Raw genomic sequence first — 15948 nt, forward strand, 5'->3', positions numbered from 1 at the left:
GTTAAAAGATTTGTTTCATGGACGCCTTGATGATATCGATCGAATCCGGATCGCCTTTGAGGATGGCCGAGGCATAAGCCTTCGCCTGCTTGAAGGTGATGTGCGGCGGCAAAGGCGGCACGTCAGGGTCGACATAAACCTCAAGAACGGCCGGACGATCGGCGTTCAGCGCCCGGTCCCAGGCATCGCCCAGTTGTTCAGGCTGATCGACGCGTATGCCCAGCAGTCCGCTCAGTTCGGCGAAGCGCGCATAGGGGAAATCCGGCAGGTCTTGCGAGGCCTCGAACTTCGGGTCGCCTTCCATCGCGCGCTGCTCCCAGGTCACCTGGTTCAGGTCGCGGTTGTTGAGGACCATCACGACCAGCCGCGGGTCGCTCCAGCGCTGCCAGTACTTGCTGATCGTGATGATTTCGTTCATGCCGTTCATCTGCATGGCGCCGTCGCCGATCAGGGCAATCGCCACGCGCTCGGGATGGGCGAACTTGGCCGCAATCGCGTAAGGCACGCCCGGCCCCATGGTCGCGAGTCCCCCGGACAGCGAGGCCATCATGCCCTGGCGGATTTTCACATCGCGCGCATACCAGTTGGCCGCCGAGCCGGAATCGCAGGTTACGATGCAGTTATCGGGCAGCCGCGGCGAAAGTTCCCAAAAGACGCGCTGCGGATTGATCGGGTCGGCCGATTCCATGGCGCGTTCCTCCATCTTTTCCCACCAATATTTTACATGCCTTTCGATGCGGTGCCGCCAGGAGCGGTCTTCTTTCTTGTGCAGCAGCGGAATCAGCATTCTGAGCGTCTCGGCGCTGTCGCCGACCAGATTCACTTCCATCGGATAGCGGATACTGATCATGCGGGCATTGATGTCGATCTGCACGCCGCGCGCCTGGCCTTCTTCGGGCAGGAATTCGGAATAGGGAAAGCTCGATCCGACCATCAGCAGCGTGTCGCAATCGGTCATCATCTCGTAGCTGGGCTTAGTGCCCAACAGGCCGATGGAGCCGGTCACAAAAGGGAGATCATCCGGCACGGCGGCTTTGCCCAGCAATGCCTTGGCAATGCCGGCCCCGAGCAGTTCGGCAACCTCAAGAACTTCGTTCGTGGCATGCAGCGCACCGGCGCCGACCAGCATCGCGACTTTTTCGCCGGCGTTCAGGATGTCGGCGGCGCGCTGCAGCTCCTCGGTATGGGGTACGTTGCGCGGCGCCGCGTAGCCGAGGCCCGAATGCACGGTGCCATGCTCGCGCGGCGGCTTTTCGGCATCCATTTCCTGAATATCGTTCGGTATGATGATGCAGCACACATTACGCTCGGCTTGGGCAATGCGCATGGCCCGGTCAACCATATGGCGCATTTGGGCGGGCGTAGTCACCATATGCACATATTCATGCGCGACATCCTTGAACAACGATGTGAGGTCGACTTCCTGCTGGTAGTTGCCTCCCAATGCCATCCGCTTCTGCTGGCCGGCAATGGCGACCACGGGCTGATGGTCGAGCTTGGCATCATATAAGCCGTTCAGCAAATGGATCGCACCAGGGCCTGAGGTGGCAAGGCACACACCGACCTCGCCGGTGAATTTGGCGTGCGCGCAGGCCATAAAAGCCGCCATCTCCTCATGCCGCACCTGAACAAAGTCGATCATATCGTTAGCCCGGTTCAGTGCGCCCATAATCCCGTTGATGCCGTCGCCCGGATAACCATAGATGCGTTTGACGCCCCAGTCAGACAGGCGCCGCAATAAAAAATCGCTGACGTTTTCTTTCATGTTCCGGCCTCTGCATGGGTATGGGGTTTGCAGTCGGTATGTCCGCAACCGCAGACATCGGCGCCGACGATGTTTTCGCAAAAGTCGCTGCAGTATTGTTCACCCGGTCGCGCCGGACAATTACAGCCGGGATGGGCGCATTTACGGGGCGTATTTTTATCGGGCTGGTCTTTTTTGGTGGTGGCCATGTCATTCTCCTGATCGCTTGTGTCTTTAACAGCTTACGTATCGATTTTGCGCAGTTATGTGCGCTAACGAGCTTATGCCAATATTTTTTTATCTGGCATGCGGCCGATCGGCTGATTAAAATGCCTCGGATTAGCCTTGAAAGATAAAAAAACTGCCGCTTACAAGACAAGGTAAATGCCATGAAAAAATCAGTCCTGCAGTTGTTTGTTCCGATATCGTGCGTTCTTGCGCCGGTTTCTGCCTGGGCGCATACGGGCGCTCATGATGTGATGGGATTCGTTCCCGGTTTCAGTCATCCCATAAGCGGCGCCGACCATGTGCTTGCCATGGTTGCGGTGGGATTGTGGGCCGTGCAGCAGGGCGGGCGCTCGCTATGGGCCATGCCCTGCGCTTTTGTAGTCATGATGATGGCTGGCGGCATGCTTGGCCTTGCAGGCGTGGCCCTGCCTTATGCTGAGCAGGGTATTCTGATGTCGGTGCTGGTTCTAGGCGCGTTGGTTGCCGGTGCTTTTGAGATGCCTCTGGCGTTCAGTGCGGGCATGATCGGTGTTTTTGCGCTGTGCCACGGTTATATGCATGGCGTTGAAATGCCATCGGCAGCCAATGCGGTTCCCTATGGTCTGGGTTTTGTGCTGGCGACGATATTACTGCATGCTGGCGGCATGGCTATGGGCGTTATTCTGAGAAAACTCAGCACGGAAAAAGCGATGCGTTTGGCCGGCGGTGCAATAACACTTGGCGGCATTTACCTGAGTATTGGCTGAATCGCACTCTTTAACCGATGATCAGTAGAACGAGGCTGCATAAAATGATAAAGTTCAAGATTTATCGTGGCCAGCCTTAAGGTTTTTCCGGTTGCCTGAATAGCCGATTAGAATTTTAACTATTACGACTCAAATTTATGAAAACGTTTATCTTTACAAGAAATCTCTTTTTTGCGGCTTTGACCGGCACTGTTCTGGCATTGTCTATGGCGGGCTGTTCGGATGATAAGGAAGAACAAAAGCCGGCCAGCGCCGAAGTGCATAATCCTTTTGACCATTCGCATGATGTGGTCGTGACCGATGTTCAGAAACATACTTTCGAGCATCAGTTTGCGGACCAATGCGTAGAGAGAGAGCTGAAAAATTCAATCAATAAAGAGTCCGACAAGGGACGGCTCGAAGATGCCTGCATGTGCATCGCGACTTTCTTAATGAAAGACTTGACGGCCGATGAAGCCAAGAAGTTTATTACCGAGCATAAAAGCACTCAGTCTTTGGTCATCAAGTATGAAAATGCGGCTTACCATTGTTTGCAGGAGAAAGCCCAGCCTAAAGGACCACAGTTGTTTAATAGAAAACAATAAAAGCTGATATTGATGGGGCGGACCAATCCGCCCCTTTAATGCTATGTTTTAGGCGATTATCGTAATAATCGTTTTTTCGGCCCATTCTTTCAGGATTGTCAGGCCGCCTTCCATGATCAGGGCCGGATCGGGATGATTGGCTTCCTGAGCCACTTGTTTTAAGTAATCTTCAGCCGTCAGCCCCTCATTTTCCTGAATCAGTTGCAGCAGTCTGTAAGTGATGCCCGTGATTTGGGAAAAATGCACTTCATCATCGATATTGCGGTAAACGATCAGAAATGTCGGCTGATCCGGCGGCACCGTCGGCAGGAAATCGGGCGATATCTGATGGACCGGATATTGATAAGCCAGCGGCCAGGCCAGCGGAGACAGGGCGATACGCTTGTGAAGCAGATTGTCGATGTCGTAGCGGCTATTGCCGACCACCTCCACTTTGGCTATCGCCAAGGCGGTTTCCACCCATTCGTAATGCGCCAGTTCGAGCAGAAACGGCAAATCTTCAGGGTTGTTGCGTTCGTTCTGCAGGTAATCGAGGAATTCTTCCGGGATCTCGGAAAAATAGGGCGATTGGCAGCGGTGGCTGGCGAAGAAATCCTGCGCCAGCCTGAACCATTGCGAGTCGTCGAGAATACTATGCAGTACCGGAAAACTGCTGGACAGGAAGCTCTCGACATTGTTGAAGAACAACTCGCGGTACATGGCCATGCGCTGAGCCTTGACATCGGCCGGCGCGGGATTGTTTTCGGGGTCCCTGATATAGGCGGCAAATTCCAGTTGTTTGGCTTTGAAGTCGATGCGGCCGGCGGTTTCAGGCTGACTGTTTTTCATGCTGACTTTTCCAGGCGTTTTGTATCAACCGGATGGTGCGGACTTCCTTTACCAGTTCTTCCAGAGGGGGAATGTTGAAATCCCGCTCCAGCAGCGTCGGGAATACGCCGTAAAGCTCGTAGGCTTTGCCCAGCAGCTTCCAGACCGGATCGATGATGTCGGCGCCATGCGTGTCGACCAGGAAATCCTCGGCTTCCACATAGTGTCCGGCGATATGCGCGTAGGCGATGCGGTCGGCCGGAATCGCTTTCAGGAAGGCTTCGGCATCATAGCCGTGGTTGACGCTGTTCACATAGATGTTGTTGATGTCGAGCAACACGTCGCAGTCCGCTTCTTCGACGACGGCGTTGAAGAAATCTATTTCAGACATTTCCTGGCCGGGCGCGGCGTAATAGGAGATGTTCTCGATGGCGATTCTTTGCTCCAGAATGTCCTGAACGCGCCGGATGCGCGAGGCGACGTGCGAGACGGCCTCCGATGTGAACGGCATGGGCATCAGGTCGTACAGATGACCTTCGTTGCTGCAGTAGCTCAAGTGCTCGCTGTAGAATTTGATTTTGTGCTCGGTCATGAAGTTTTTGACGTCACGCACGAATTTCTCGTCGAGCGGATCGGTGCTGCCTATAGATAGGGACAGGCCGTGGCAGACAAAGTCAAAGCGCTCGGTCATGGCCCGGAACTGCTTGCCCAGCTTGCCGCCTATCGTGATCCAGTTTTCCGGCGCGACTTCGTAAAAGTCGACGGCTTCGGGCGGGTTTTCGACGATTTCAGTTAAAAAGGATCGGCGCAGGCCCAGGCCGGCACCATGCACGAGATTTAGCGTTGTGTCCATAAGAACACCTGTGTTTTGGATTAAAGCGGGAGGGCACGATAGTCATGCCCTCTTTCTGCAGTCAGGACAGGTTATGCCTGTCCTCAAGGCTTATTCGCCGGCTGCGTCTTTAGGGCTGACTTTTTGCTGGCCTGCGCCTTTTTTAGCGTCCGTACCTTGCTGCATGGCGCCGCAAGAGCCTTCTTTGCCTTTCATCATGGCGCCGCACATGCCTTCCATGCCTTTTTTCATTTTGCCGCCTTCCATCATGGCACCGCACATGCCTTCGCCGCATTTGCCTTCCGCTGCTTTATTGGCGGGCTTTGCCGCTGGCTTGTTGCCGGCGCAGGCGCCTTCCACAGTTTTAGGCGCAGATTTCATCATGGAACCGCCGCATTTGCCTTCGCCGCATGAGCCTTCTTTCATGCCGGATTTGGCAGTGTCAGCCGCAGCCAATTGCATGTAGCCGCTGTTCATGTCGTTCATGGCGAAAGGGTTGGCTTCCGCATGGGCTGCAGTGACAGCCAGAGTAGACAGGACTGCGGTCCCCATAGCCGCTGCGAAAGGTGATTTATTAATTTTTTTCATATTGACTCCCGTGTATTATAAAAAATGAATCATAAGCATTGAGTGCAGCTTATGATATCAAGCACAAATGAACAAATGATGAATATCTGCTTGTCCAAATTTTGAACATCTAGAGACTATACAGTCTTATCTAAGTTCCTGCCACTGAGTTTTTAGCTAATAAGTCGTTTTATGCGGGTATTCGCACAAATCCTGAATGACACAGTTGGGGCAGAGCGGTTTTCTGGCGATACAGGTATAACGGCCGTGCAGTATCAATAAATGATGGGCATCTTTTTTATGCTGCCTGGGCACCCATTTTTCGAGCTTTTGCTCGACTTCCCGCACGTTTTTGCCGGGAGCAATGCCCGTGCGGTTGGCGACGCGGAAGATGTGCGTGTCGACCGCAATGACATGCTGGCCGAACGCGGTGTTCAGCATGACATTGGCTGTTTTTCTGCCGACGCCGGCCAAAGCTTCCAGTTCTTCGCGCGTTTGCGGCACCTGGCCTTCATGCCTCTCGAGCAGCTGCTGGCAGAGCGTGATGATATTGGCGGCTTTGGTTCGGTATAAGTTGATGGTCTTGATGTAGTCCTTCAGTCCCTCCACGCCCAGCGCCAGGATCGTTTCAGGTGTATTGGCGACGGGAAACAGCTTGGCCGTAGCTTTGTTGACGCCTTTATCGGTCGCCTGGGCCGACAGCACAACCGCGATCAGCAGTTCGAAAGGCGTCGTATACTGGAGTTCGGTCTTGGGCTCTGGGATGGCTTCGGCCAAACGATCAAAAATGGCGCGGCGTTTTTCAGCGTTCATAGCTTGGCCGGTTTCAGTTTGAGCAGAGCTTCTTTTTTCTTGCGCGCGCGTTCGGCTTTTTCGGCTTCTTCCAGGGCCAGACGCAGGCAGCGCGCTTCGTAGCGGCGCATGGCCCTTTGCCTTTGTGCGGATTTTTGCGCCGGCATCGGCTGCGGCTCTACAGGCTTCATGACGATGCAGTCGACCGGGCAGGGCGCGATGCACAGTTCGCAACCCGTGCATTCCGAAGCGATGACGGTATGCATGAATTTTGCCGCGCCCAAAATCGCATCGACCGGGCAGGCCGCGATGCATTTCGTGCAGCCGATGCAGTCTTCTTCGATAATGAATGCGACCTGTTTGGGCTTGTGCCGGCCGAATTGCGTATTGAGCGGCTTGGCCGGCACGCCCAGCAAATGCGCGATCTCGACAATGCCTTCGTCGCCGCCGGGCGGGCATTGGTTGATGTCGGCCTGGCCGCTGGCGATGGCTTCGGCGTAAGGCCGGCAGCCTTTGAAGCCGCATTGGCCGCATTGGGTTTGCGGCAGTAAAGCGTTTATTTGGTCAATCACGGTGTTTTCGTTCAGTTACTTTCCACCATCGCCGTGACGTCGTTTTCGGCCTTATCTATGCCTTTCAGCGCAAATTGCTCGGTCAGCCTGTCCTTGATCCTGGCCGTGAAAAACGGCGGCAAGGTCGGGCCCAGACGTACGTTTTTAACATTCAGCGCCAGCAGGCCCAGCGTCATCAGGATGGTTTTTTGTTCATACCAGGCGATATTGAAAGACACCGGCAGCGCGTTGAGGTCGGCAAGGCCCAAAGCCTGCTGCAGATCTTTCAGGAACACGACCAGTGAATAAAAGTCATTGCTCTGGCCGGCGTCCAGCAGGCGCGGAATGCCGTTGATTTCGCCGAAAGCCAGCGTGTTGAAGCGGTATTTGGTGTCGCCCGCGGTCAGGATCAATGTATCCTGAGGCAGTAACTCGGCAATCTGCGCGTAATAGCGGCGCTCCTTGTGGCGGCCGTCGGCGCCGGCCAGCACGACCAGGCGCCGGATGGAACCGTCCTTGATGCCGGCGGCAATCGGGTCCAGATAGCTATGCAGCGATTGATGCGCATAGCCGAGCGTGGTCGTGTTGTCGCTGAGCTGGCTGGGCGGCTCGCACTGGCGGGCCTGCTCGATCAGGGCGCTGAAATCCTTGCGCTGGCCGGGCTTGCGGTCGGCGATATGCGGTATATCGGGCCAGCCGACCATGCCGGTCGTGTAGATCTTGTCTTTGTACTTGTCTTTCTGTTGCTGGATGCTGTTGGTCGTGATCAGGATCGGTCCGTTGAATTTCTGGAAATCGGTCCGTTGTTCCTGCCAGGCATCGCCGAAATTGCCGGCCAGATTGAAGTATTTCTTCAGAGCCGGATAGGCGTGCGCGGCAATGGCTTCGCCGTGCGTGTAAACGTCAATGCCGGTGCCGGCAGTTTGTTCCAACAGGTCTTCGATATCGCGCAGATCGTGGCCTGAAACCAGGATGCCCGGTTTGTCCCAACTGTCGAAATAGACCTTGGTCGGGACCGGATCGCCGAAGCGCGCGGTATTGGCTTTGTCGAGCAGGGCAAAAGCGGCCATGCCGAGTTCGCCGCATTTCAGGTTCATAGCCATGAGCTCATCGAAGGAACTGTCGGCTTTCAGGCTGAAAGCCAGCGCCTCGTGCATGAAGGCATACAATGCGTCATCGGAAACATCCAGCACTTCGGCGTGTTCGATCAAGGAAGCCAGACCCTTCAGGCCGTATACCAATAATTCACGCAGGGCATGGCAGTCGGTATCCAGCGCAGGAATCTGCGTGACGCCGACGGCTTCGCCTTGGGCCACAAAAGCCGCTTCCGATACGTCCGTATAGTGCCAGGACGCTTCTTCGGGCACGGGCTCACTGAAAGGCGCGCCGTTCTTTTCTTCAAACGCAGCGTTGAACTGATGGCGCAGGTGGTTTCTGCGCTGTGCGGTCTCCTGTATCAAGGATACGAACACGGCCGGATCGAAATTGACATTGGTTACGGTCGAATACAGCGCTCGAGCCGTGAACCGGTCGTTTCTGGCATCGCGTATGCCCAGTTGCCCTGCGTGATGCGCATAAAACGACAAGCCTTTCAGCACATACACCAGCAAATCCTGGAGACTGGCCACATCCTCTTTCTTGCCGCAGATGCCGGCCGAGTCACAGGCAACGTTTTTTTTGGCTTCCTGACAGTGGTAACAAAACATATCTAATCTAACTCTCTTACTCAATTACTTGACGCGCATGCCCGGCTGCGCGCCTGCGTCGGGGTGCAGCACCCATATGTCTTTGCCGCCGGGGCCTGCCGCCAGCACCATGCCTTCCGAGACGCCGAAACGCATCTTGCGCGGGGCCAGGTTGGCGACCACGACCGTCAATTTGCCTTCCAGGTCTTCCGGAGCATAAGCCGATTTGATGCCGGCGAAGATGTTGCGCGTCTCATCGCCGATATCGACGGTCAATTGCAGCAGCTTCTCGGCCCCTTCGACATGGTCGGCTTTGACAATGCGCGCAATGCGAAGATCCAGCTTGGCGAAATCATCGAACTCGATCGTGTCGGCGATCGGCTCACAGGTACGGGCTTTGGGTGCTTCGATAGTTTTTTCCAGGCTTTCCTTGGAAGCCTCGATGATGGCCGCGATTTTATCAGGCTCAATACGCGTCATGAGCGGTTTGAAGTCGTTGATGACATGGTCTGTCAGCGGCTGCGCATCGGCCGGCCAAGCTTGCGAGGCGATATTCAGGAACTGTTCGGCTTCGGACGCCAGCGCCGGGATGACCGGTTTCAGATAAGCAGCCAGCATGCGGAACAGGTTGATGCCCATCGAGCAGACCTCATGCAGCTCGGCGTCTTTGCCTTCTTCCTTGGCAATCAGCCAGGGTTTTTTCTCATCGATGTACTGGTTGGCTTTGTCGGCCAGCGCCATGATTTCGCGCATGGCTTTGGCGAATTCACGCGCTTCGTAAAACGCCGCGATCTGCGTGTGCGCGTTCACGAATTCGGCGAACAGGGCCGGTTCCGAACAGTGCGCGGACAGTTTGTTGTCGAAGCGCTTCTTGATGAAACCGCTGCAACGGCTGGCGATGTTGACGACCTTGCCGACCAGATCGGAATTGACGCGCTGGCTGAAATCGTCGAAGTTCAGGTCGATGTCGTCGACGCCGGCGCTCAGCTTGGCGGCGAAATAATAGCGCAGGTATTCGGGATTCAAATGGTCCAGATAGGTCCGGGCCTTGATGAACGTGCCGCGCGATTTGGACATTTTCTCGCCGTTCACGGTTAAAAAGCCGTGCGCGAAAATGGCGCTGGGCGTCCTGAAGCCGGCGCCGCTCAGCATGGCCGGCCAGAACAGGGCATGGAAGTAAATGATGTCCTTGCCGATGAAATGGTACAGTTCGGCATCGCTGTCTTTGCTCCAGAAGGCGTCGAAGTCGATACCCTGTTTCTCGCACAGGTTTTTAAAGCTGGCCATGTAGCCGATAGGCGCATCGAGCCAGACGTAAAAATACTTGCCCGGCGCATCCGGAATCTCGAAGCCGAAATAGGGCGCGTCGCGTGAAATATCCCATTGCTGCAGGCCGGCTTCCAGCCACTCATCGAGCTTGTTGGCGACTTCCGGCTGCAAATGTCCGGATTTGGTCCAGTGCCGAAGCAGCCCGACAAAATCGCCGAGTTTGAAGAAATAATGGACAGAGTCTTTTTCCACCGGCTTTGCGCCTGAAACGGCGGAAATGGCGTTTTTCAATTCGGTCGGTGAATAGGTGGCGCCGCAGGCCTCGCAGCTGTCGCCGTATTGATCGGGCGCGCCGCATTTGGGGCACTCGCCTTTGATGAAGCGGTCCGGCAGGAACATGTTCTTGACCGGGTCGTAGGCCTGCGTAATCGTGCGCGAGGTGATGTGTCCGGCATCGCGCAGGCGTGCGTAAATCAGCGATGAAAAAGTCTTGTTCTCGTCGGAATGGGTGCTGTGATAATTGTCGAAAGCGACGCCGAATTCAGTGAAGTCGGCCAGGTGTTCCTTGCCGATCCGGGCGATCAGCTCTTCCGGCGTAATGCCTTCGCGGTCGGCTCTCAGCATGATCGGCGTGCCGTGCGTGTCGTCCGCGCAGACGTAATAACATTGATTGCCGCGTTGTTTCTGAAAACGTACCCAGATATCCGTTTGAATGTATTCAACCAGATGCCCAAGATGAATAGGGCCGTTGGCGTAGGGTAAAGCGCTGGTGACGAGAATTTTTCTATCCGACATAAAATTTAAATACCAAGCAGTACGAAGACAAAACGAACCGTGTATTATGGCATAAAATAGCACCGCTGCTGAATAACGCTGCGCTAAAATGTGCATTATATGAGAAAAGCGGTAAAATGGCTTCTATTCCAGAGTAAATTACTTGGTTATTTGCTCGTATCCTTACTTTCCTAACATGGAGCACAGTATGTCAAGCATTGAAAGGGCTGATGTAGAAAATCTTCTGAGTACGTTTATCGATCCGAACAATGGCACCGATCTGGTTTCCGCAAAAACGGTGAAGGCGATCGCAATCGATGGGGCTAACGTCAGCGTTAAACTGGAGCTGGGCTATCCTGCCAAAAGTTATATCGACGAGCTGAAGACTGGCGTCGAGCGGCACTTGAAAGCGCTGGACGGCGTAGGCAACGTGACCGTCGATGTTTCGGTAAAAATCATTGCGCATGCCGTACAGCAGGCGTTGAAGCCGTTGCCCCATGTCAAAAACATCATTGCCATCGCCTCGGGTAAAGGCGGGGTCGGCAAATCCACGACCGCAGTCAATCTGGCGCTGGCGCTGACGGCTGAAGGCGCGCAGGTCGGCATTCTCGATGCCGATATTTATGGTCCCAGCATTCCGACCATGCTGGGACTGTCCGGCTATCCGGCCAGCGAGGATGGCAAGACCATGATGCCGAAAGTCTCTTACGGCGTGCAGACCAATTCCATCGGCTACCTGGTCGACGCCGACCAGCCGATGATCTGGCGCGGACCGATGGTAACCAATGCCTTGCAGCAATTGCTGAAGGATACTAACTGGAACAACCTTGACTACCTGATCATCGACCTGCCGCCCGGCACCGGCGATATCCAATTGACCTTGGCGCAGCAGATTCCGGTCAGCGGCGCGATCATCGTCACGACGCCGCAGGATATCGCCCTGATCGATGCCCAGCGCGGTCTCGGCATGTTCGAGAAAGTCAATGTGCCGGTGCTGGGGATCGTTGAAAACATGAGCATTCACATTTGCAGCAACTGCGGCCATGAAGAAGCCATTTTCGGCGAGGGCGGCGGCGCGGCCATGGCCGAAAGAAACCGGGTCGACTTTCTGGGCTCGCTGCCGCTGGATATCACGATCCGCCAGTTCGCCGATTGCGGCCGTCCGACGGTCGCGGCCGATCCCGATGGACGCCCGGCGCAGATCTACAGGGAAATCGCCCGCAAGGCCGCAGCCAAGCTGGCGTTGAAAGCCAAGGATTTCAGCAGTAAGTTCCCTAATATTGTCGTGCAAAACACTTGATTAGGCAGTGCAAGGCTGAACACTGGCTTGGCGCTGGCAGTTCTGCAGGGTACACACCGCATACCTTTCGGATTTTCTCGGCTCTGAAAAGGTACGCAGTGCGTACCCTACGGCTGAATGCCGGCTTGGCGTTGGCCGTTGGCTGGTTGTTTCCGCCTTGCGCCCGACTATCTGTCTGTGTGAAAATTAGTCTTTTTAAATCAATTAGGTATTTGGTAGTTCATGAGCATTAAGTCGGACAAGTGGATACGCCGCATGGCGGAAGAGCATGGCATGATCGAGCCGTTTGAACGCGGTCAGGTCAGAAATGCGGAGCAGGGGCGCGTCATTTCCTACGGCACATCCAGTTATGGCTATGATGTCCGGTGTTCTGATGAATTCAAGATTTTTACGAATATCAATTCGGCCATCGTCGATCCGAAAAACTTCGATTCGAACAGTTTCGTCGATGTGAAGTCCGATGTCTGCATTATCCCGCCGAACTCGTTTGCGCTGGCGCGCACGGTCGAGTATTTTCGTATCCCGCGCGACGTCTTGACGATCTGTCTGGGCAAGTCGACTTATGCGCGCTGCGGCATTATCGTCAATGTCACGCCGCTGGAACCGGAATGGGAAGGCCATGTGACGCTGGAGTTTTCCAATACCACGCCGCTGCCTGCCAAAATCTATGCTAATGAAGGCGTTGCGCAAATGCTGTTCATCGGCAGCGATGAAGTGTGCGAAACCTCATACAAAGACAGGGGCGGCAAGTATCAAGGGCAGACTGGCGTTACGTTGCCGAAAACATAAGATTACGGTTGGTATTGGGCGTAATCCCATCCCCATCAACTTGAGCAGATTGATTATTGACCACGAAGGGCGCGAAGTCGTAGGGTACGCATTGCGTACCTTATTGAGGCCTGATTTGCTGCTGACGGTACGCGATGCGTACCCTACAGGCTGTGTTCTTCGTGGTTTTTTTACGCTCACTGGACTTTTAACGGCGCCTCTACCCTGGTAGGCGGCATCTGCACGAAGAAACCTTTTTCCTTAAGGCTGGCGATAACCTTGCCGGCATCTTCCCGGGCCAGCTTGCGTTCCGGCGATAGTTCGAGCTCCATGACGAAAGCCATTCTTCCGAAGCTGTTGAACAGCATTTCCGGCACTTTCGAGAAATCGTCTTTTTTATCGATATACAGATAAAGGTCTTCTTTTTTGAGGCTTTTATAAATGAAACACTGCATGGCATTAAACGAAAATGAATCAAGACAGCTATTTTAACTATTTTTGGTTAGAATGGCTTATCCTTAATTCATAATCGCACCGATGGCTAAAACCTCCTTCAATCCCGATACCTTCTACAAACAGGCCTGTTACTTTGAAGCGTCGCTGATCATAGTCGCGGTCATTCTGGGCTGGATTGCCGGTATCGATCCTTTTGAAAACCTGCGCTTTTCGGAAAGCGCAATCGCTTACGGCATATTGGGAACGCTGCCGTTATTCATTATGTTCGCGGCGCTGGAACAGTTGCAGATAGATTCCCTGGCGCACATCAGACGATTGTTGGTTGAAACCTTGGGGCCCGGGCTGCACCGTTATCACTGGGCCGATGTGTTTATGCTGGCGGCGATTGCCGGCGTATCCGAAGAGATTCTGTTCCGCGGCGTGATTCAGCCCTGGATAGAGTCGTCGTGGGGCATGACCGCGGGGTTGATCGGCAGCAATATCATTTTCGGGCTGGTGCATGCCGTGACGCCGCTTTATGCGCTGTTGGCGGCGTTGGTGGGGCTTTATCTGGGCTGGTCTCTCGATTACGGCGGCGACAGAAACCTGGTGACGCCGATCATCATTCACGGGCTCTATGATTTCCTGGCTTTTATGGCGCTGATTCGCGCGTATAAGGGGCGTCAATAGTCACATCGATAAAAGACTCGGCGATATAAGGGGTCTCCAGCGGGACGGGCTGGCTGATCCAGTAACCTTGTGCGTAATCAATGCCTAAGGCTGCGATTTTGTCATAAACATCCTTGTTTTCGACAAACTCGGCGATCGTTTGCTTGCCCATCAGATGGCCGATCTCATTGATGGACTTGACCATGGCCAGATCGATTTCATCGTTGCAGATATCCTGGACAAAAATGCCGTCAATCTTCAAATAATCGACCGGCAAGTTTTTCAGATAAGCGAATGAAGACAGGCCGCTGCCGAAATCATCCAGCGCAAACTGGCAGCCGCTTTCCTTGAGCGTGGTAATGAACGTGGTCGCCATGTTCAGATTGGAAATCGCCGCCGTTTCAGTGATCTCAAAACAGAACTTATGGGCTGGAAGGGCGTAATAATCCAGCTGCCGCGTGATGGAGCCCAGAATGCCCTCGCTGCCCAGGGTATGGCCGGACAGGTTGATCGTGCACAGCGACAGCTGAGCCAGTTGATCGGGGTTATCGGCAAGCCAGGCGAACGTCTTCGCGATAATGTACTGATCGATTTTCGGCATCAGGCCGTAGCGTTCGGCTGCCGGAATGAACGCGCCGGGCGGGATCAGGGCGTTATTGTCTTCTATTCTGACCAGGATTTCATAATGCTCGCCATCCTGTTCGCGGGTGCTTTTGATGTGGTGTTTGTAGATCCGGAAATGATCTTTATCGAGCGCTTCATTGAGCTTGGCGATCCAGTGCATTTGCCCGGAGCGTTGCAGGATTTCCTCGGAGTTCTTCTGATACACATAAACGCGGTTGCGCCCCGCATCCTTGGCTGCATAGCAGCAGGCATCGGCGATCATGAGCAGGTCGTTGAGCGAGTGGAATTCCTCGTCGATAGCGATTAAGCCGATGCTGACGCCGATGCGGAAACTTTGGCGCTCCCAGCTGAACCGGTAATTGGCGATGATTTCGCGCAGCGAGTTGGCCAGCCGCTCGCCTTGTTCGATCGTGCAGTGCTCCATCAGGATGCCGAATTCATCGCCGCCCAGCCTCGCCAGCGTGTCGCGTACTCTGACTTCGTGCTGCAGCAGCGTCGTGACCTGCTTGAGCAGTTCATCGCCGGCGGTATGGCCGCAGGTGTCATTGATGATCTTGAACTGGTCCAGGTCCAGATAACAGAAGGCAAAATTGCCTTCGCCGTGGTTTCTGGCTTTCAGAACACGGTTGAGCCGGACTTCAAATTCACGGCGGTTCACGAGTCCTGTCAAGGGGTCGTGCGCGGCCTGGTAGGCGAGTTCCTTCGACAGGCGCCGCGACGCCGTGACATCGCTGAATACGAGGACAACGCCTTGTATCTGGCGGTCCTTGTCAAGGATCGGGGCGGCGGAATCCTGAATCGAGTATTCAATGCCGTAACGGTTGATCAGCAGCGTATCGTGGCTGACGAATTCGGTCTCATGGGTGGCCAGAACGCGAAAGACCGGATTGGGCAACGGTTTGCGTGTAATGTCATTGTAGATATTGAAGACTTCGTCGATGACGCGGCCTCTGGCTTCAGCTACGCGCCAGCCGGTCAATTTCTCGGCAACCGGGTTCAGGAATTCGATAATGCCGTTTCTGGAGGTAGTGATGACGGCGTCGCCTATGGACTTTAACGTAATCAGCGCGCGTTCTTTTTCCCGCCTTAATTGCTCTTCAGCCTGCTGGCGATCATTGATTTCCTGACGTAATTTAGTCGTGCGTTCCGAGACCAGGTTCTCGAGCCGGTTGCGGTAGTCATCCAGCTCCTTTTCAGCCGCCTTGGCTTTTAAAACATTATTGATGGTGACCGATATCAGTTTCAGATACTGGCCGCTAAGATCCTTGGTCAGATAATCGGCGGCCCCCATTTTGAGCGCCCTGACGGCAATATCCTCGCCGCCGCCGCCGGTCACGAAAATGACCGCGGTCGTCTCGGGGATGAAGGGAAACAGGTCGAAGGCCGTGCCGTCGCCCAAGCCGTGATCGGCCAGGATGATCTCATAGTCGTTTTTTTGCAGAGCCTCGATCGCTTCCGCCACGGAGCTGGCAATGTCATAGTCATAAGGCAGATGCTCGCGTTTGACGAAGCGCTCGAAGCTCATCTGGTCGGTCAGGTCATCTTCGACTAATAACAGTTTTATGTCTGCCAT

At 54.6% G+C, this 15948-nt stretch carries 16 protein-coding genes; 6 read left to right on the plus strand and 10 right to left on the minus strand.

What is annotated here, in order from left to right:
• Position 1: 1 nt before the first annotated feature.
• Positions 2 to 1765 (minus strand): thiamine pyrophosphate-requiring protein, encoded by a 1764-nt coding sequence (locus tag V2P20_RS18645; protein ID WP_331820993.1) that lies wholly within the window; start codon positions 1763 to 1765, stop codon positions 2 to 4.
• 38 nt (positions 1766 to 1803) lie between these two features.
• Here V2P20_RS18645 and V2P20_RS18650 point away from each other — a divergent pair, with 38 nt between their 5' ends.
• From V2P20_RS18650 to V2P20_RS18660, 3 genes are all read left to right on the plus strand, one after another.
• A complete protein-coding gene (locus V2P20_RS18650; protein ID WP_331820995.1) occupies positions 1804 to 2100 on the plus strand; it encodes a hypothetical protein in 297 nt (98 codons plus the stop codon).
• A 33-nt stretch (positions 2101 to 2133) separates the two neighbouring features.
• Complete coding sequence (locus V2P20_RS18655; RefSeq protein ID WP_331820997.1) at positions 2134 to 2718, plus strand: HupE/UreJ family protein; 585 nt, start codon at positions 2134 to 2136, stop codon at positions 2716 to 2718.
• A 137-nt stretch (positions 2719 to 2855) separates the two neighbouring features.
• Positions 2856 to 3302 (plus strand): hypothetical protein, encoded by a 447-nt coding sequence (locus V2P20_RS18660; protein ID WP_331820999.1) that lies wholly within the window; start codon positions 2856 to 2858, stop codon positions 3300 to 3302.
• A 48-nt stretch (positions 3303 to 3350) separates the two neighbouring features.
• Here the strand turns inward: V2P20_RS18660 and V2P20_RS18665 are convergent, their stop codons facing one another.
• The 7 genes from V2P20_RS18665 to metG all read right to left on the minus strand — a co-directional run bounded on the left by V2P20_RS18665 (position 3351) and on the right by metG (position 10600).
• On the minus strand, positions 3351 to 4130 hold the full coding sequence (locus V2P20_RS18665) for a putative DNA-binding domain-containing protein (protein WP_331821001.1): 780 nt from the start codon (positions 4128 to 4130) through the stop codon (positions 3351 to 3353).
• Positions 4111 to 4962 carry a DUF692 domain-containing protein gene (locus V2P20_RS18670; protein WP_331821003.1) on the minus strand — a complete coding sequence of 284 codons (852 nt, stop codon included), beginning with the start codon at positions 4960 to 4962 and terminating at the stop codon, positions 4111 to 4113. The genes V2P20_RS18665 and V2P20_RS18670 overlap by 20 nt, the downstream gene beginning before the upstream one ends.
• 90 nt (positions 4963 to 5052) lie before the next feature.
• The gene (locus V2P20_RS18675) at positions 5053 to 5529 is read right to left on the minus strand and encodes a hypothetical protein (protein WP_331821005.1); all 477 of its coding nucleotides are present in this window, start codon (positions 5527 to 5529) and stop codon (positions 5053 to 5055) included.
• 156 nt (positions 5530 to 5685) lie between these two features.
• A complete protein-coding gene (gene nth / locus V2P20_RS18680; protein ID WP_331821007.1) occupies positions 5686 to 6321 on the minus strand; it encodes an endonuclease III in 636 nt (211 codons plus the stop codon).
• Entirely contained in the window at positions 6318 to 6872 is a 555-nt protein-coding gene (rsxB, locus tag V2P20_RS18685; RefSeq protein WP_331821009.1) for an electron transport complex subunit RsxB, read from the minus strand. The genes nth and rsxB overlap by 4 nt, the downstream gene beginning before the upstream one ends.
• Before the next feature lie 11 nt (positions 6873 to 6883).
• On the minus strand, positions 6884 to 8557 hold the full coding sequence (gene hcp / locus V2P20_RS18690; RefSeq protein WP_331821011.1) for a hydroxylamine reductase: 1674 nt from the start codon (positions 8555 to 8557) through the stop codon (positions 6884 to 6886).
• A gap of 24 nt (positions 8558 to 8581) precedes the next feature.
• On the minus strand, positions 8582 to 10600 hold the full coding sequence (gene metG / locus V2P20_RS18695; protein ID WP_331821013.1) for a methionine--tRNA ligase: 2019 nt from the start codon (positions 10598 to 10600) through the stop codon (positions 8582 to 8584).
• 187 nt (positions 10601 to 10787) lie between these two features.
• On the opposite strand from metG, the gene apbC reads away from it, so the two are divergent.
• A complete protein-coding gene (gene apbC / locus V2P20_RS18700; RefSeq protein ID WP_331821015.1) occupies positions 10788 to 11879 on the plus strand; it encodes an iron-sulfur cluster carrier protein ApbC in 1092 nt (363 codons plus the stop codon).
• A 222-nt stretch (positions 11880 to 12101) separates the two neighbouring features.
• Positions 12102 to 12668 (plus strand): dCTP deaminase, encoded by a 567-nt coding sequence (gene dcd, locus V2P20_RS18705; protein ID WP_194968129.1) that lies wholly within the window; start codon positions 12102 to 12104, stop codon positions 12666 to 12668.
• A 176-nt stretch (positions 12669 to 12844) separates the two neighbouring features.
• Here the strand turns inward: dcd and V2P20_RS18710 are convergent, their stop codons facing one another.
• Positions 12845 to 13102 carry a YcgL domain-containing protein gene (locus V2P20_RS18710; protein WP_331821017.1) on the minus strand — a complete coding sequence of 86 codons (258 nt, stop codon included), beginning with the start codon at positions 13100 to 13102 and terminating at the stop codon, positions 12845 to 12847.
• 82 nt (positions 13103 to 13184) lie between these two features.
• Here V2P20_RS18710 and V2P20_RS18715 point away from each other — a divergent pair, with 82 nt between their 5' ends.
• Complete coding sequence (locus V2P20_RS18715; protein WP_331821019.1) at positions 13185 to 13772, plus strand: CPBP family intramembrane glutamic endopeptidase; 588 nt, start codon at positions 13185 to 13187, stop codon at positions 13770 to 13772.
• Here V2P20_RS18715 and V2P20_RS18720 read toward each other — a convergent pair.
• Positions 13735 to 15948, minus strand: a complete 2214-nt coding sequence (locus V2P20_RS18720; RefSeq protein ID WP_331821021.1) for an EAL domain-containing protein — start codon at positions 15946 to 15948, stop codon at positions 13735 to 13737. The two genes, V2P20_RS18715 and V2P20_RS18720, sit on opposite strands and share 38 nt — an antisense overlap.

The sequence above is a fragment of the Methylobacter sp. Wu1 genome, assembly GCF_036553575.1.
Classification (GTDB): Bacteria; Pseudomonadota; Gammaproteobacteria; order Methylococcales; family Methylomonadaceae; genus Methylobacter.

Excerpts from the sequence above, each read along its gene's own strand:
- V2P20_RS18645 (WP_331820993.1), bottom strand. The coding sequence starts at position 1,765 with ATGAAAGAAAACGTCAGCGATTTTTTATTGCGGCGCCTGTCTGACTGG.
- V2P20_RS18650 (WP_331820995.1), top strand. The coding sequence starts at position 1,804 with ATGTCCGCAACCGCAGACATCGGCGCCGACGATGTTTTCGCAAAAGTC.
- V2P20_RS18655 (WP_331820997.1), top strand. The coding sequence starts at position 2,134 with ATGAAAAAATCAGTCCTGCAGTTGTTTGTTCCGATATCGTGCGTTCTT.
- V2P20_RS18660 (WP_331820999.1), top strand. The coding sequence starts at position 2,856 with ATGAAAACGTTTATCTTTACAAGAAATCTCTTTTTTGCGGCTTTGACC.
- V2P20_RS18665 (WP_331821001.1), bottom strand. The coding sequence starts at position 4,130 with ATGAAAAACAGTCAGCCTGAAACCGCCGGCCGCATCGACTTCAAAGCC.
- V2P20_RS18670 (WP_331821003.1), bottom strand. The coding sequence starts at position 4,962 with ATGGACACAACGCTAAATCTCGTGCATGGTGCCGGCCTGGGCCTGCGC.
- V2P20_RS18675 (WP_331821005.1), bottom strand. The coding sequence starts at position 5,529 with ATGAAAAAAATTAATAAATCACCTTTCGCAGCGGCTATGGGGACCGCA.
- nth (WP_331821007.1), bottom strand. The coding sequence starts at position 6,321 with ATGAACGCTGAAAAACGCCGCGCCATTTTTGATCGTTTGGCCGAAGCC.
- hcp (WP_331821011.1), bottom strand. The coding sequence starts at position 8,557 with ATGTTTTGTTACCACTGTCAGGAAGCCAAAAAAAACGTTGCCTGTGAC.
- metG (WP_331821013.1), bottom strand. The coding sequence starts at position 10,600 with ATGTCGGATAGAAAAATTCTCGTCACCAGCGCTTTACCCTACGCCAAC.
- apbC (WP_331821015.1), top strand. The coding sequence starts at position 10,788 with ATGTCAAGCATTGAAAGGGCTGATGTAGAAAATCTTCTGAGTACGTTT.
- dcd (WP_194968129.1), top strand. The coding sequence starts at position 12,102 with ATGAGCATTAAGTCGGACAAGTGGATACGCCGCATGGCGGAAGAGCAT.
- V2P20_RS18710 (WP_331821017.1), bottom strand. The coding sequence starts at position 13,102 with ATGCAGTGTTTCATTTATAAAAGCCTCAAAAAAGAAGACCTTTATCTG.
- V2P20_RS18715 (WP_331821019.1), top strand. The coding sequence starts at position 13,185 with ATGGCTAAAACCTCCTTCAATCCCGATACCTTCTACAAACAGGCCTGT.
- V2P20_RS18720 (WP_331821021.1), bottom strand. The coding sequence starts at position 15,948 with ATGGCAGACATAAAACTGTTATTAGTCGAAGATGACCTGACCGACCAG.